Genomic DNA, 14,471 nt, shown 5'->3' on the forward strand with positions numbered 1-14,471 from the left:
GGTCAGTGCCTCCGCGAGTCCTTGTCCAGGCGGAGCTCGGTGGCCAGCACGGCCGCCTCGCTGCGGTGGCGCATCGCCAGCTTCGACAGCATCTGCGAGACGTAGTTCTTGACCGTCTTCTCGGCCAGGTACATGCGCTGGGAGATCTCGCGGTTGGTCAGGCCCTCGCCGATCAGCTCGAGCACCTCTCGTTCGCGGGCGGTGAGCTCGCGCAGCGGGTCGGCCTGCTCCTGCTCGCGGCGCAGCCAGGCCAGCATCGCCTCGGTCTTCTTCGCGCTGAGCAGCGACTCGCCCGAGCCCGCGGTGCGGATGGCGTTGACCAGTTCCTCACTCACCACGCCCTTGAGCACGAAACCCGCCGCACCCGCGATGATCGCGTCCATGAGCGCGTCGTGATCGTCGAAGGAGGTGAGCATCAGGCACCGCAGTCCGGGCTGGCGCGACTGCAGCTCCCGGCACAGCTCCACCCCGTTGCCGTCGGGCAGCCGGACGTCGAGCACCGCCACGTCCGGTTTCGCCTGCGGCACCAGCGCCAGCGACTCGGCGACCGTGGATGCCTCGCCGATGAGCTCCAGGTCGCTCTCGGCGGTGACCAGTGCGGCGATGCCGCGACGGATCACCTCGTGGTCGTCCACCACGAACACTCGTGTCGTCATGTCGCTCCCCCTGCCCTTCCAACCGCCGCAGCCCGCCCCTTCGGTCCCCAGGGCGGTGCAGCACGCTTTCGACGCTGGCCGTGCGGAGGCAGTGACCAGGATAAATACCCTGAAGACTCTGTGCCCACCACGAGTGGGCGCGCTCGACACCGCCGCACCTCCGCACAGCCACGCGGAGCCCCCGGCTATTGCCCATTAGAGTGACGCACGCCACAATGCGGGTCCGGCTCCGCGATGTGGAGGTGGCGCCATGACCGCGGCGAAGCACCCGGCCCGGCCGATCCCGATGCTCGGCAAGGCCACGGCGGTGCTCGACGCGGTCTGCGCCCACCACGACGGGCCGCCCCTGGCGCGAGGTCCACGAGGACAGGGGTATGCGCGACCGCACCGGCGAGACCGCACTGCTGTTGGTCCGCCACGGCGACCACCGGCTGTTGACCGGCCCGGCCGAGATCGCTGCTCTGGTCCCGTCGTGGGGTCGCGGCGCCGCGCCGGCGGTTCGGCGACGCAGCGCGCAACCGCTGGACCAGGGCGTCACCGGCTGCCGGCGCCTCGGCCACCACGACCCCAGCACCACCAGCACCAGGAGGTGACCAGTGGACGCACCACCCGACCGTCCATCCCCCGGCGGGCAGCCGCCCGCCGTCGAACTGGAGTCGGTGACGATGACCTTCCCGTCGTCGCGCGGCTCCGGCTACACCGCGGTCCGAGACGTGGGCTTCGCGATCCCCCGGGGACGTTTCGTCTCCGTCGTCGGCCCCACCGGGTGCGGCAAGTCCACCGTGCTCAACGCGGTCGCGGGGCTCCTGCGACCGTCGCGGGGGCAGGTCAGGGTCCACGGCGAGGTACTGACCGGCCTCAACAGCCACGCCGGCTACCTGTTCCAGCAGGACGCGCTGCTGCCGTGGAAGACCGTCGCCGACAACGTCGCCTTCGGGCTGGAGCTGCGCGGCGTGGCCAAGGCCGAACGCCGGGAGCGTGCCCGCGAGTGGATCGGCCGGGTCGGGCTGACCGGCTTCGCCGACTCCTACCCGCACCAGCTCTCCGGTGGCATGCGCAAGCGCACCGCGATCGCCCAGACCTGGATCGGCGATCCCGACATCCTGCTGATGGACGAGCCGTTCAGCGCGCTGGACGTGCAGACCCGCCAACTGATGGAGAACGAGCTGCTGTCGCTGTGGACCGGCAGCGGCAAGACCGTCCTGTTCGTCACCCACGACCTCGAAGAGGCGGTGTCGATGTCCGACGAGGTGCTGCTGCTGTCGGCGGGCCCGGCGTCCCGGCTGGTGGGCGGATACCCGGTCGAGCTGCCCCGGCCCCGCGACCTGCTGGAGATCCGCGCCGACCCGGCGTTCACCGAGACCTACCGCGCGATCTGGTCCGACCTGCGGGACGAGGTGATGGCGACCTATGACCGCGGCTTCGCAAGCACCGGGAACTGACTCGACGCCGGCAGCCGACGTCGCGGTGCCCGCGCCCTCCCGGCGACGGCCGCTGATTCTGCTGGCCCAGCTCGGCCTCGGGGTGGCGGTCGTGGCGGGCTGGGAGGCCGGCTCGCGCGCCGGGGTGATCGACGAGTTCTTCTTCAGCTCTCCCGGCGACATCGCCCAGCGCGTCGGGCAGTGGCTTTCCAGCGGCGAGATCCTCTCCCACCTCGGGGTCACGCTGCTGGAGGCGGCGCTCGCCCTGGTCATCGGCGGGCTGCTGGGGCTCGGCGTGGGGTTCCTGCTGGCCAGGGTCCGCGTGCTCGCCGCGGTGCTGGACCCCTACATCAAGGTCCTCAACGCGCTGCCCCGCGTGGTCCTCGCGCCGATCTTCCTGCTGTGGTTCGGGCTGGGCATCTGGTCCAAAGTGGCCTTCGGCGTCACGCTGGTGTTCTTCATCGTCTTCTTCAACACCTACCAGGGCGTGCGGCAGGTCGACCGGGTGCTGATCGACAACGCCCGCATGCTCGGCGCGCGAGAGGGGCAGCTCCTGCGCCACGTGCTGCTGCCCAGCGCGATGACCTGGATCTTCTCCAGCCTGCACATCAGCGTGGGCTTCGCCATCGTCGGCGCCGTCGTCGGCGAGTACCTCGGCGCCTCCGAGGGCGTCGGCTACCTGATCTCGCAGGCCGAGGGCACCTTCGACACCACCGGCGTGTTCGCGGGCATGGTCGTGCTCTCGGTGGTGGTGGTCGTGGTGGACCTGCTGGTCAACCGGATCGAGCGGGCGCTGCTGCGCTGGCAGCCCGGCGCGCACGAGCAGCACTAGGGAGCGAGGAGTCTCAATGATCGTGTCAAGCCGCGTCGGTCTGGGGCGGTGGCGTGATCTGGAAGGTGCGGCCGTCGCGCAGCAGTGCCCAGATCACGTCGACCAGGCGGCGGGCGAGCGCGATCAATGCCTGGGTGTGCCGTTTCCCCTCGCCGCGTTTGCGCTGGTAGAAGGAACGGGAGGGGCTGTCGGGGCGTTTGATGCTCGACAGCGCGGCGAGGTAGAACACCCGCCGCAGGCCGCGGTGGTAGCGCTTCGGGCGGTGCAGGTTGCCGCGGACGCGCCCGGAGTCACGGGGGACGGGGGCCAGGCCGGCGTAGGCGGCCAGGCGGCCAGGGTTGCCGAAGGTGGTCAGCAGGTCGCCTCCGGTGTCGGCAAGCAGCTGGGCCCCCAGGATCGTGCCGAAACCGTCGACGCTGGTGATGCGTTCGGCCTCGGGGTGGGTTTCGAAGCGTTCGCCGAGTTGTTTGTCGAGGTCTTTGATTTCCCGGTCGAGCTCGAGCAGTTGGCGGGCCAGCCGGGCGATCAGCGGCGCGGTGATCGTTTCCGTGGGCAGCGCCACGGTTTGCTCGCTCGCGGCAGCCAGTGCTTTGTCCACGATGGACGGGACGCTGCGGGTGTGGGCCTGGTGTTCGGTCAGATAGGACCGCAGCCCGTCCTCTCCGGCGGCGCGGACGCCGTCGGGGGTCTGGAACCCGGTCACCAGGATCAGCGCGGAGCGGGTGGAGAAGTCGAACGCCCGCTCCAACGACGGAAAGATCGAGGCGAGCAGTTCGCGGATCCGGTTGATTCCGCGCACCCAGTCGGCCATGAGGTCCTCGCGGCGGGCGGTGAGCACACCCAGATCGGAGACGATGTCGTTTGGGCTGGTCACCGGGGTCAGGTCCCCGCGCATGCGGGCGGTTTCGGCGATGGTGCGGGCGTCTTTGGCGTCGGTCTTGCCCTCGCCGGCGAACGCTCCGGCCATCCGGTTGACCAGCCGCCCGGGCACGTAGACCACCGGCTGCCCGGTGCCCAGCAACAACGTGATCAGCAGGCCGGCGGCGCCGGAGGTCATGTCCACCGCCCAGACCACCTCGCCTGCCTTCTTGCCGGCCCGGGCGATCAACGCCTCGATCGCAACTTGGCCGTTGGTGACCTTCTGGCTGAATACGACCTTGCCGGTCTCGTCCACCACACACGCGTGGTGGGTGTGCTTGCCGACGTCGATGCCGACCCAGACGATCTCGCGGACCTTCACCGAGCCCGTCCTCCCGTCATCCCAGCTCAACCCCGTGGACGACCCCGCCGGCAGCTCCATAAACAGCGACCACGCGCACAGATCTCAATCAGCGGTCAGGGCGTCCAGAACAGCGAGGCGGCCACTCCTCGGGAGCCACCCAACGGCAAGACAACATCAGCCACACCCCGCCGCCCTGGGCATCCAGAACACCACGTCCTGAACACCAACGATCTTATGGAGGCAACATGCGCAACAGGAAGCTCTCGATGGTCGTGGCGGCGCTGCTGGCCGTCCTGGCGGTGGCGGCGGGCTGCGCGCCCAAACCCGGCAGCGGCTCCGGCCCGGCCGTGCGCATCGGCGTCGGCGGGCAACCGCTGCTGGTCTACCTGCCGACCACGCTGGCCGACCGGCTCGGCTTCTACCGCGAGGCCGGGGTGCAGGTCGAGCTGGAGGACCTGCAGGGCGGTTCCAAGGCGCTGCAGGCGCTGCAGGGCGGCAGCGTCGACGTGGTCAGCGGCTACTACGACCACGCGATCCAGATGCAGGCCAAGGGCCGCGACGTGGTGTCGTTCGTGAACATGCTGCGCTACCCGTCGCTGGTGCTGGCGGTGTCGCCGAAGGCGAGCAGGCCGATCAACTCGGTGGCCGATCTGAAGGGGGCCAACGTCGGGGTGACCGCGCCCGGTTCGTCGACCGACTTCTTCCTGAAGTACCTGCTGGTCAAGAACGGGCTCGCCGCCGAGGACGCGATCGTGCAGGGCGTCGGCGGCGACAGCACGGCGGTCGCGGCGATGGAACAGGGCAGGGTCGACGCCGCGGTGATGCTGGACCCGGCCGTGTCGCAGCTGCAGCAGCGCGTCGGCGCCGACCGGGTCCGGGTGCTGACCGACACCCGCACCGAGCAGGGCGTGCGCGAGGACTTCGGGGTCTCGACCTACCCCGCCGCGGTCCTGTACTCCACGCGGGAGTGGCTCGACGCGCACCCCGAGCAGGCCAGGCGCCTCGCGGCGGCCATCGTCCGGGCGCTGGAGTGGATCCGGACCCACTCGGCGCAGGAGATCGCCGACCGGATGCCGCCCGAGTACGCCGCGGGCGACCGGCAGGTCTACGTGCGCTCGATCGAACAGGTCAAGGCGGCCTACTCACCGGACGGCCGGATCGAGGCCGACGGGGCCGAGGCTGTGCGGTCGGTGCTGGCCCGGTTCATCCCGGAGGTCGCCGGGGCCGACATCGACCTCACGCGCACCTACACCAACGACTACCTCCCACCCGCTCCCTGACCCGCGCACGAGGACGGCGGCGGAGCGAACCCCGCCGCCGTCCTCGTGCGGTGGTGTCAGCCGCTGGTCGCGTACACGTTCTCCACGAAGTGCGCGAGCTGCTCGTCGCTGAGGTTGCGGGCCAGGTCGGCCTCGCTGATCATGCCGACCAGCCTGTGGTCGGCGATCACCGGCAGCCTGCGGATCTGGTGCTGTTCCATCAGGTTGAGGACCTGTTTCATGTCCGCGTTGGCATCGACCCAGTGCGGGGTCCCCTGCGCGAGCTCACCCGCCTTGACCTGGGACAGGTCCTTGCCTTCGGCACAGCACTTCACCACGATGTCGCGGTCGGTGATCATGCCGTGCAACCGGTCGTCGTTGCCGCAGATGGGCAGCGAGCCGACGTTGAGATCACGCATCATCTGAGCGGCCTTCTGCAGGCTTTCCCCCTCGTTCACGCACTTGGCGCCTGCGTGCATGATGTCGCGAGCCGTCGTCATGAGATCTCTCCTTTCGACGCTCAGCCAGTCGGCGGTGCGAGCACCGCGGCCGGCTCGCTCGGCCGTCCGCGTGCGGCGGCCGCTACCGGGTCGGGTCGGCTGGGCGTCCCCTGCCGCCCGACACCCGGTGACGGCGGATCAGGCGACGCTCACCTCGTCCCTTACCCGCAGGCGGCCACCGACCAAACCACCGACGGCGGTCAGCGCCGAGAGCCCGACCAGCAGCAGCGCGACCGCCCACGAACCGCCGCCCGCGGCCATCAGCGATGTGGCCGCCAGCGGCACGAACCCGCTGACCACGCCGCCGAGGTTGAAGGAGATCGACACGCCGCTGTAGCGCAGGTGCGGCGGGAACAGCTCGGTCAGCAGCGAGCCGGACACTGCGTAGGGCACCGACAGGCACGCCACTCCGAGCGTCACGGCGAGCACCACCAGCGGCGCGCTGCGGGTGTCGAGCATCCAGAAGACCGGGAAGGCCACCACCGCCGAGGCGACGCTGCCCGCCACGCACACCGTTCCGGGGCCGAGGCGTTCGGCGAGCCTGCCGAATACCAGCAGCACCGCGATCTCGACGACCGCCGCCACCAGCGTTGCCGAGAGCATCAGCGACCGGGGCAGTCCCAGCGTCTCGGTGCCGTAGCTGATCACGAAGGTGGTCAGCAGGTAGAACCCGCCGACGCCCAGCAGCGAGGCGCACAGCCCGGTCAGCACCCGGCCCAGCGAGTCGCGCAGCACCTCCACCACCGGCAGCGAGGCGCGTTCGTGCTGTTCGAGCAGCACGGTGAACAGCGGCGACTCCTCGACCCGGCGGCGCAGGTAGAGCGCCACGAACAGCAACGGGATCGCCGCCAGGAACGGCAGCCGCCAGCCCCACGCGTCGAAGGTCTCCGGCGGCATCAGCGAGACCAGGGTGAACGCACCGGAGGACAGCAAGGTGCCGATCGGTGAGCCGACCTGCGGCAGTGCGGCGTACCGGCCGCGGTGCTCCGGCGGGGCGTGCTCGACCGCCAGGGTCACCGCACCGCCCCACTCGCCGCCCACCGCGACGCCCTGCAGCACCCGCAGCAGCGTGAGCAGGACCGGCGCGGCCACGCCGATCGCGGTGTAGTCCGGAAGCAGGCCGATCAGCCCGGTCACAACGCCGATCATGGTCACCGTGATGATCAGCGACCGCTTGCGGCCGATCCGGTCGCCGACGTGGCCGAAGATCACGGCGCCGACCGGCCGGGCGACGAACCCGACCGCGAACGACGCGAAGGCCGCCAGGGTCGCCACGACGGGATCGCCGGTGGCGAAGTACAGGCGGTTGAACACGATCGACGCGGCCGTGCCGTAGAGGAAGTAGTCGTACCACTCCAGCGCGGTGCCCACGAACGCGGCGAAGGCGATCCGGCCGGCCTCGGCGTCGGTGACCCGTGGTGCCTGGTGGCTGTCTGTGCTGGTCATCTGGCGGCTCCGGAGGAGGTTGCGGGTGATGGGCCGGGTTGCGGCGAGGCGCCGGTGGTCCGCGACTCGACCCAGTCCGCGCCGTGCGCGCAGCGCCCTGCCACGAAGGTGGCCACGACGGGGACGGAGCCGATCCGCGAGGCGGGCACACCGAGCGGGTCCGCGCCGAGCACCACCAGGTCGGCGTGCAGGCCCGCCGCGAGGCGGCCCCGGTCGGACTCCTCGCACGAGGCCCACGCGGCTTCGGTGGTGTAGGCGCGCAACGCCTGCTCGGCGGTGACGCGCTCGTGTTCGCCGAGCAGCCGGCCGGTCCGGCTGGTGCGCTCGACCATGGACTGCACGCCCAGCAGGGGCGCTCCGGCCGCGACCGGCCGGTCGGAACTGCCGGGAACTCGCAACCCGGCGTCGAGGAAGGAGCGGTGCCGGTACAGCCACGGCGCCCGGTCCGGCCCGACCGCGTCGAACATCGTGTCGCCGATCTCGTGCAGGAACCGCGCCTGCGGTACCGGGACCAGCCCCAGTTCGGCCAGCGCCGTGATCTGGTCGGGCCGCACCAGCCCGGCGTGCTCGACGCGGTGGCGGACGCCCGGCCGCGGATGCTCGCGCTGCGCGGCGGCGAAGGCCTCGATCGCCACGTCCACCGCGGAGTCGCCGATCGCGTGCGCGGCGACCCGCCAGCCGCTGCGGTGCGCGTCGACCACGAGACTGCGCATGGCGGCCGGATCGCTCTGGAAGTAGCCGGAGCCGTGCGCGTGGTCGCAGAACGGTTCGGTGAGCGCGGCCGTGCGTCCGACCATCGAGCCGTCCAGGAAGATCTTCATCGGCCCGATGCGCAGGTGGTCGTCGCCGAACCCGGTGCGAATGCCCAGGTCGAGGCCGACGCGCACGTCGTCGTCGCGGTGACCGGCCAGCGGGTGCAGCGCGTCGCTCGCGACCATGAGCTGCACCCGCAACGGCAGCTCACCGCGCTCGCGGGCGAGCTGGTAGGCGGCGAGCTCGACGGGGCTGCGCCCGATGAACCCGCCGCCGATGCCGGCCTCCACCACGTGGGTCAGCCCTTCGGCGACGTAGTTGCGCGCCGCTCTGGCGACCGCGTCCGCCAACTCGTGCACCGGTACCGGCGTGACGAGGGCGTTCACCAGCTGTTGCGCCTGCTCTTCGACAAGCCCGGTGGGGCTTCCCGCGGCATCGCGCGCGACGACGCCGCCCTCGGGGACCTCGGCTGTCCCGTCGAGCACGCCCGCCCGCCGCAGCACCTCGCTGCTGACGCTGCACATGTGCCCGGAACGGTGCTTGAGCCACACCGGCCTGCCACCGCCGGCGCGGTCGAGCTCCGCGCGGTGGGGGTGGGCGCCCAGCACGGTGTCGTCGTAGCCGCTGCCGACCACCCAGCCGTCGTGGTCGAGGCCCGCGGCCCGCCGCGCCACCGCGGCGTGGACCTCCTCGAGGGTGGCGCAGCCGGTCAGGTCCACTTCGGACAGCGCCATGCCGTACCAGGCCATGTGGTTGTGCGCGTCACCGAAACCCGGCAACAGCACCGCACCGTCACAGTCGACGACGGTGCGCGCAGGCACCCCCGCCACCTCCTCGTCGAGACCGGCGACACGTCCGGCCAGCACCCCGACAGCGGAGGCCCTCGGGCGCCGGTCGTCCATGGTGCGGACCACGCCGTTGCGCAACAGCAGATCCAGCATCGGTCCTCCTCAGCCCAGGTGGTGCACGCGGGTCAGCGGCAGGGAGCTCGCGTGGTGCATCGCGATCGCCACGCCGTCGACCAGGACCGGTTCCGGCCCGGTCGGCACCTCGACGCGGGGCGTGGCGGTGTTGGCGACCATGTCGTGGCGGGTGAGGCCCCGGCTGCGCCGGATCGGCGCGTAGCGGACTCCCTCTGGCAGCGCGGCGCGGGTCCGGGAGTCGGCCAGGCACTGCTCGGAGACGAAGACCGAAGCAAGCCCGCGCGGCGCCGAGCCCAGGCCGCCGAAGAACGGGCCCATCACGCGCGGCTGGGTCAGCCTCGTCGAACCGGAGCCCGAACCGCTCGCGCCCCACGCGACGAACCCGGACTTGAGCACCAGTTCGGGCTGGGTGCCGAACCAGGCCGGATGCCACAGCACGATGTCGGCCATGCTGCCCGGGGTCAGGGCACCGACCTCGCGGCTCATGCCGTGCGCGATGGCCGGGTTCAGGGTGATCTTGGCCAGGTAGCGCAGCACCCGGGCGTTGGCGGGCCGGTCGGGCCCGGTCTCCCCGGCCAGCGCGGCCTGGACGTGGGCGAGCTGCCAGGTGCGGCGGGCGGTCTCGGCGATGCGGCCCATGCCCATCGAGTCGGAGTTGACGATGCTGATCGCGCCCCGGTCGTGCAGCGCGTTCTCGGCCGCGATGGCGTGCTCGCGCAGCCGGCTGCGCGCGATGGCGACGTCGCTGCCGAGGCTGCCGTGTCCCCTGTGGACGGTCATGGTCATCGGCAGCAGCTCGGCGGCGGTGGCCGGGGTCAGCGGCAGCGTCGGCGTGGTCGAGGAGGTGAGCACGTGCGGGTGGGAGACGATCTCCAGCAGGTCGGGGTGTCCGCCGCCGCCCTCCACGTGGTAGGCGTGCACCGTCCGCCCGCCGGTGGCGTCGAGGGTGTCGGCGAGGTAGCCCGACTCGTTGAGCGTGTCGGTGTGCAGGGCCACCGGCAGGTCCGAGTCCTCGGCGACGCCCAGGCAGGTGTCGACGATGTGCGGGGTGGCGCCCCAGTCCTCGTGGACCTTGAACCCGCCCGCGCCCGAGAGCACGGCCTGGTCCAGCAGCTCGGCCGACGACGACGAGCCGCGCGCCAGGAACGCCACGTTGACCGGGACGTCGCGCCACGCCTGGATCAGGGTGTGCAGGTTCTGCCGGGGGTTGGCGCCGACGTCCCACACCCCGCCGAGGCCCATGCCGACCAGCGAGGTCACGCCCGCGCCGAGCGCGGCGGGCACGACCTCGGGGCTGGACAGGTGCACGTGTGAGTCGACCACGCCCGGCGTGGCGATCAGCCCTTCAGCGGTGATCATCGCGGTGTGGGAGTCCACGACCAGCTCGATGCCGTCGGCCGCGTCGGGGTTGCCAGCCCGTCCGGTGCCGACCACGCGGCCGTCCTTGACACCGATGTTGGTCTTCCGGATTCCCAGCACCGGGTCGAGCAGCAGCACGCCGAGCACGACGAGGTCCAGCGCGCTGTCGCGCGGCGCCTTCCCGGCGACCAGCAGCCCGTCCCTGGCCGTCTTGCCGCACCCGCCGAGCAGCTCCTCGCCCGGCTCGGTGTCGTCACCCTCGACCTCCACCCACAGGCCGGTGTCGGCCAGCCGCACGCGGTCCCCGGTGGTCGGCCCGTACAGCGTCGCGTACTCCGCGCGGGACATCTTCGCCGTCATCGCGCGCCTCCCCTCGCGACCACCGCCACCGTGCGCGCCGCGCCCGGTGGGAACTCCAACGAGGTGCCGGCCGGGACGTCGAGCCGGTATCCGGCGGCCGCCGTCCGGTCCATCTCCAGCGCCTGGTTGGCCTGCTCCAGCGGGAAGTGCGACGACAGCCAGATCGCCCGCGCTCCCCCGTTGCGCACCTCGAGGTGCTTGCGCTGCCGGCCGGGAGCCAGGGCCACCTCCCCGGAGCCGACGCGCACCGCGCCGGCGTCGTCGGGTTCGGCCGGCCCGAACGGCTCGTCGACGTGCACCAGCGAGCTGCCGTGCGGGAACAGGGCCTCGACCTGCACGCGGGGCACGGCCGCGGCCACGCCCGGCAGCACCTGGTCCGGCCGGACGAGTTCGCCTGCCCTGGCCACCACCTCGTCGATCCCCACGCCGTCCCAGGCCATCTCCAGCACCTCGTCGCAGACCAGTGCGATGGCCTCGGCCGATCCCAGCCTGGACCCCCTGGCCAACCGCCTGCGAGCCAGCTCGGCGGCGGTGAACAGCGTCAGGCGTTCCTGTTCCCGTGGCGTCAGGTGCATCGAAACTCCCGGTGAAGTACCGAACACTGCCGAGTTGTCCTGACACCCTCCTCGCGGCGCACGCCCAGCACAATGGTGAAATGCCGTCGATGCGGAAGGGGTGCTTGGGCACGTGCACAGTTCGGGCCACTCCACGGGGCCGTTGCTCCATCTCGTGCACGCGTGCCTGGACGATCTCGACGAGCTGGTCGACGCCTTCGTCGCCGAGATCGCAGTCCTGCGGCCCTACCGGGACCGGCTGATCCCCGCCGCGGAGGTCCGCGCCGACGCCGAGGCCAGCTTCGAGATGCTGTTGCGGCTGATCGCGGGACTGCCCGTGCCGCACCGGATCGCCGATGTCTCCGAACGCGTCGGGCGGCGCCGCGCCCAGGCGGGCATGCCGCTGGAGGTCCTGCTCCAGGCGGTGCGGCTGGATTTCCGCGTGCTGTGGTCGGCGCTGCTGCGGCGCGCCGACCCCGGCGACACGCAGGCGCTGATCGAGGGCGCGGTCACCGTCTGGGAGGCCGTCGAGCGCCACACGGTCGGCGTGCACGTCAGCTACCTCGACGAGGCCGCCGTGCTGGCGCGGGAGCGGGAACGCGAGCGCAGCAGGCTCGTCGCACAGCTGCTCGCCACCGACGGCCGGGATCCGCAGGCCGTCAACCAGGTCGCCACCGCGCTGGAGGTCGACCCGAACGGCCTGTTCGCCGTCGCCGCCGGGGCGCAGGCGGACCAGCGGGCGCTGCGCGGCGAGCTGGATCGCCTGCGCGCCAACGGGGTCAGCGCGCACCTCCACTTCGAGGAACGCGGACCGATCTTGCTGGCCGCGCTGCCGCGCGGCGTGCGCGCGATGCCCGCGCACTGGATGCAGGACGTGCCCTGCGGCCTGGGCCCGGTCGCCGACGGCCTGGCCGCGGTACCGCTATCGGTGCGCGTCGCCGTGGAAGTGGCCTCGGCGATCGGTCCCGGCACCACGCATCCGGTGGGGCTGCGGGAGGTCTGGGCCGAGGTCGCCGCCGCTCGACTGGCAGAACTCGGGCAAGCGCTCGCACGCTCTGTCCTGTCCGAAGTGGACTCCGTGCCCCCGCACGAGCGCCGCAGGCTGCTCGAGACCGCCGAGAGCTTCCTCGCCTCCGGCTCGGTCGCCGACACCGCCCGCGAGGTCTTCTGCCACCGCAACACCGTGCTCAACAGGCTGCGCAGACTGGGCGAGCTCACCGGTGGCGACCTGGGAAGCCCGGAGCACGCCGCGCTCGTGCTGCTGGCGTTGCGCGTGCGATCCCGGGCAGAGGCGGGAAACGACCGGCCGTGCGATTGACGGACGACTCACCCGCAGGGCACACCATCGTCCCCGGTCTCTACCCAGGCCGCACCAGGCACATCCAGGTCAAGGTGCAGGCGCCGAACCAGCCGGTGCCGACCACGCAGCTCTACTCCCCTGGCGAGCCGCTGACCCCCTCCGGGGCGCGACCTGGCAGGAAGGGACTGGCGCGCCAGCCCGGACGCCCGGTCGCAGGCGCGGCACAACAAGCCACCCGGGCGTCGTCCGGGTGGCAGGTCAGCACTCCCGCATCAGCCGTTCGAACGCGACGTTGGCCGAGGCCCATTCGTGGGTGATCACCTCGGAGGGCGCCTCCGGGCGCGACTCCACGTCTGCGGTGACGACGAAGCCCGGCTCCGAGACCCGCCTGCGCAACTGCACCAGGTGGCCGCCCGCTGAGCGGCCCATCCGCTCGCCGCTCTCGTTGGACTCGCTCTGCCCCGGTTGCAGGGAAGACACATCGATGTCCGCCATCACCCCGTTGTAGCGCATCGGGGCCGACCCCACAACGCGCGCAACCGATACCGTCCGGCCAGTGGATTCGTTCGACGAGCGGCGGAAACCGGTGCGGCGTCAGCTCGCGGCGGCCTCGGCCGACTCGGCGGCTTCGGGAGCTTCGGCGGGCTCGGCGGAATCTGCGGACTCGGTCAGGCTGCGCCACAGCTCGAAGTGCCGGGCCATCGCCGCACGAGCGGCGTCGGGGTCTCGCCGCTCGATCGCGTCGACGATGTCGTAATGCACGCGGTCGGTCTCGAAGCAGGGCTTGCCCGCGCGCTGCTCGATGCGCAGCGTCCGCGCCCGGCGCTCGGTCAGGTCCTCCCGCATGACGTGGGCGAACCCCTCGTGCAGGAAGTCGAACATCGGGTTGCCGACGATGCCGAACAGCAGCCGGTGGAAGTCGAAGTCGGCCTCGGTGGCCTCCTCCACCGCGCCGGCGGCGGAAGCCTCGATCATCGCGTCGACCTGGTCGCGCAGGCTGCGCACGTCGGCGTCGGTCGCCCTGCGCGCGGCCTCGGCCACGACCGACATCTCCAGCAGCTCCCTGGCCTGCTCGAACTGCGCGGGCCCCAGATGGCCGAAGCGGCGGGCGAGGCTGAAGTAGACCTGCATGAAGCTCGCGTCCGGCACCTGCAGGTAGGTGCCCCTGCCCTGGGTCCGGTTGACGAACCCGAGCATGGCCAGGCAGGAGAGTTGCTCGCGCAGCGCGCCCCGGCTCATGTTCAGCTCGGCTCCGAGCTCGCGTTCCGGCGGCAGCCGCAGCAGGCCCGTTCTGCGCTCGCGGGTCGCGGTCCGCAGCAGCGCGTCCACCAACCCGATCAGTTCCGGGTCCACCTCGGCCTCCTCATTGGTAGGACCAATGCGCCGGAAGTTAACCGGACCTTAGCCGTGGCGTCAAGCACCAGTATGGCGCAGGCCGCCGGACGCGATCTCCCCGCGTGCGCGCCCGCCCTCGCACCCGGGCGCTCGCGGGCCACCCCGGCCTCTCCGTTCGACGCTCAAGCACAGCCGGCCGACCGTGGCCTCCGGCCCGCCATGACCACCTTCGACGAGGCGTTCCTCGACGACCTGCGGAGCATGCCCCGAGCCCGGAGACGAGTCCGTGCGGCGCATCCTCGACGCGCCTGGCCTGCTTCGTCACCCACGGCATCCGCCGCACCACGATGAACGGAATCGCCGAGCGCGCCGAACTCGGTGTCGCGACTGTCTACCGGTGCTTCCCGCAGAAGGACCAGCTCGTCCAAGCCGTGCTGCCGCGCGAGGTGCGCGGGTTCGCGCGCAACATCCGCCGCTGGCGGTGGCAGCGTTGTTGACTCCGGGTCAACAAGCCTTGATCCGGTCGGCGGCGAGGTAGCCGCGCGGGAGTG

15 protein-coding genes and 1 pseudogene are annotated in these 14,471 nt (G+C 71.8%); 7 read left to right on the plus strand and 9 right to left on the minus strand.

Features of this window, described 5'->3' with window-relative positions; genetic code table 11:
• Window positions 1-2 precede the first annotated feature (2 nt).
• On the minus strand, window positions 3-656 hold the full coding sequence (locus HUO13_RS21435) for a response regulator (protein WP_211896901.1): 654 nt from the start codon (window positions 654-656) through the stop codon (window positions 3-5).
• A gap of 374 nt (window positions 657-1,030) precedes the next feature.
• On the opposite strand from HUO13_RS21435, the gene HUO13_RS21440 reads away from it, so the two are divergent.
• The 3 genes from HUO13_RS21440 to HUO13_RS21450 are packed head-to-tail and all read left to right on the plus strand — an operon-like array spanning window position 1,031 to window position 2,909.
• Complete coding sequence (locus HUO13_RS21440; protein WP_211896902.1) at window positions 1,031-1,249, plus strand: hypothetical protein; 219 nt, start codon at window positions 1,031-1,033, stop codon at window positions 1,247-1,249.
• Window positions 1,250-1,252: 3 nt separating this feature from the next.
• Entirely contained in the window at window positions 1,253-2,098 is an 846-nt protein-coding gene (locus HUO13_RS21445; protein ID WP_249123921.1) for an ABC transporter ATP-binding protein, read from the plus strand.
• A complete protein-coding gene (locus HUO13_RS21450; RefSeq protein ID WP_211896903.1) occupies window positions 2,067-2,909 on the plus strand; it encodes an ABC transporter permease in 843 nt (280 codons plus the stop codon). Before HUO13_RS21445 ends, HUO13_RS21450 begins: the two co-directional genes overlap by 32 nt.
• A gap of 25 nt (window positions 2,910-2,934) precedes the next feature.
• On the opposite strand, the gene HUO13_RS21455 is transcribed toward HUO13_RS21450, so the two are convergent.
• Complete coding sequence (locus tag HUO13_RS21455; RefSeq protein ID WP_211896904.1) at window positions 2,935-4,149, minus strand: IS110 family transposase; 1,215 nt, start codon at window positions 4,147-4,149, stop codon at window positions 2,935-2,937.
• A 227-nt stretch (window positions 4,150-4,376) separates the two neighbouring features.
• Here HUO13_RS21455 and HUO13_RS21460 point away from each other — a divergent pair, with 227 nt between their 5' ends.
• The gene (locus tag HUO13_RS21460; RefSeq protein ID WP_211896905.1) at window positions 4,377-5,411 is read left to right on the plus strand and encodes an ABC transporter substrate-binding protein; all 1,035 of its coding nucleotides are present in this window, start codon (window positions 4,377-4,379) and stop codon (window positions 5,409-5,411) included.
• Window positions 5,412-5,467: 56 nt separating this feature from the next.
• Here the strand turns inward: HUO13_RS21460 and HUO13_RS21465 are convergent, their stop codons facing one another.
• From HUO13_RS21465 to ureA, 5 genes are all read right to left on the minus strand, one after another.
• Window positions 5,468-5,890: a CBS domain-containing protein gene (locus HUO13_RS21465; protein ID WP_211896906.1), complete on the minus strand. Its 423-nt coding sequence runs from the start codon at window positions 5,888-5,890 to the stop codon at window positions 5,468-5,470.
• A gap of 138 nt (window positions 5,891-6,028) precedes the next feature.
• Window positions 6,029-7,336: an MFS transporter gene (locus HUO13_RS21470; RefSeq protein ID WP_211896907.1), complete on the minus strand. Its 1,308-nt coding sequence runs from the start codon at window positions 7,334-7,336 to the stop codon at window positions 6,029-6,031.
• Window positions 7,333-9,030 carry an amidohydrolase gene (locus tag HUO13_RS21475; RefSeq protein ID WP_211896908.1) on the minus strand — a complete coding sequence of 566 codons (1,698 nt, stop codon included), beginning with the start codon at window positions 9,028-9,030 and terminating at the stop codon, window positions 7,333-7,335. Before HUO13_RS21475 ends, HUO13_RS21470 begins: the two co-directional genes overlap by 4 nt.
• A gap of 9 nt (window positions 9,031-9,039) precedes the next feature.
• Window positions 9,040-10,731, minus strand: coding sequence for an urease subunit alpha (locus HUO13_RS21480; protein ID WP_211896909.1), 1,692 nt, complete (start codon window positions 10,729-10,731; stop codon window positions 9,040-9,042).
• Window positions 10,728-11,306 carry an urease subunit gamma gene (ureA, locus tag HUO13_RS21485; protein WP_211896910.1) on the minus strand — a complete coding sequence of 193 codons (579 nt, stop codon included), beginning with the start codon at window positions 11,304-11,306 and terminating at the stop codon, window positions 10,728-10,730. The genes HUO13_RS21480 and ureA overlap by 4 nt, the downstream gene beginning before the upstream one ends.
• A 112-nt stretch (window positions 11,307-11,418) precedes the next feature.
• On the opposite strand from ureA, the gene HUO13_RS38380 reads away from it, so the two are divergent.
• Entirely contained in the window at window positions 11,419-12,603 is a 1,185-nt protein-coding gene (locus tag HUO13_RS38380) for a PucR family transcriptional regulator (RefSeq protein ID WP_432757760.1), read from the plus strand.
• 23 nt (window positions 12,604-12,626) lie between these two features.
• A pseudogene (locus HUO13_RS37600) lies at window positions 12,627-12,734 on the plus strand (dioxygenase); the annotation flags it as partial.
• A gap of 109 nt (window positions 12,735-12,843) precedes the next feature.
• Here the strand turns inward: HUO13_RS37600 and HUO13_RS21495 are convergent.
• Both HUO13_RS21495 and HUO13_RS21500 read right to left on the minus strand, forming a co-directional pair.
• Window positions 12,844-13,080: a hypothetical protein gene (locus HUO13_RS21495; RefSeq protein WP_249123922.1), complete on the minus strand. Its 237-nt coding sequence runs from the start codon at window positions 13,078-13,080 to the stop codon at window positions 12,844-12,846.
• Window positions 13,081-13,179: 99 nt separating this feature from the next.
• The gene (locus HUO13_RS21500) at window positions 13,180-13,938 is read right to left on the minus strand and encodes a FadR/GntR family transcriptional regulator (RefSeq protein ID WP_211896912.1); all 759 of its coding nucleotides are present in this window, start codon (window positions 13,936-13,938) and stop codon (window positions 13,180-13,182) included.
• Window positions 13,939-14,267: 329 nt separating this feature from the next.
• On the opposite strand from HUO13_RS21500, the gene HUO13_RS37605 reads away from it, so the two are divergent.
• Entirely contained in the window at window positions 14,268-14,417 is a 150-nt protein-coding gene (locus HUO13_RS37605; protein ID WP_249123923.1) for a TetR family transcriptional regulator, read from the plus strand.
• The last annotated feature ends 54 nt before the right edge of the window (window positions 14,418-14,471 follow it).

The organism is Saccharopolyspora erythraea, from assembly GCF_018141105.1.
In the GTDB taxonomy this organism is placed as follows: Bacteria; Actinomycetota; Actinomycetes; order Mycobacteriales; family Pseudonocardiaceae; genus Saccharopolyspora_D; species Saccharopolyspora_D erythraea_A.

Bases quoted from the DNA above. Each gene is read 5' to 3' on its own strand.
- HUO13_RS21475 (WP_211896908.1), bottom strand. From the start codon at position 9,030: ATGCTGGATCTGCTGTTGCGCAACGGCGTGGTCCGCACCATGGACGAC.
- HUO13_RS37605 (WP_249123923.1), top strand. From the start codon at position 14,268: ATGAACGGAATCGCCGAGCGCGCCGAACTCGGTGTCGCGACTGTCTAC.
- HUO13_RS21440 (WP_211896902.1), top strand. From the start codon at position 1,031: ATGCGCGACCGCACCGGCGAGACCGCACTGCTGTTGGTCCGCCACGGC.
- HUO13_RS21480 (WP_211896909.1), bottom strand. From the start codon at position 10,731: ATGACGGCGAAGATGTCCCGCGCGGAGTACGCGACGCTGTACGGGCCG.
- HUO13_RS21465 (WP_211896906.1), bottom strand. From the start codon at position 5,890: ATGACGACGGCTCGCGACATCATGCACGCAGGCGCCAAGTGCGTGAAC.
- HUO13_RS21495 (WP_249123922.1), bottom strand. From the start codon at position 13,080: ATGGCGGACATCGATGTGTCTTCCCTGCAACCGGGGCAGAGCGAGTCC.
- HUO13_RS21470 (WP_211896907.1), bottom strand. From the start codon at position 7,336: ATGACCAGCACAGACAGCCACCAGGCACCACGGGTCACCGACGCCGAG.
- HUO13_RS21450 (WP_211896903.1), top strand. From the start codon at position 2,067: ATGACCGCGGCTTCGCAAGCACCGGGAACTGACTCGACGCCGGCAGCC.
- ureA (WP_211896910.1), bottom strand. From the start codon at position 11,306: ATGCACCTGACGCCACGGGAACAGGAACGCCTGACGCTGTTCACCGCC.
- HUO13_RS21460 (WP_211896905.1), top strand. From the start codon at position 4,377: ATGCGCAACAGGAAGCTCTCGATGGTCGTGGCGGCGCTGCTGGCCGTC.
- HUO13_RS21435 (WP_211896901.1), bottom strand. From the start codon at position 656: ATGACGACACGAGTGTTCGTGGTGGACGACCACGAGGTGATCCGTCGC.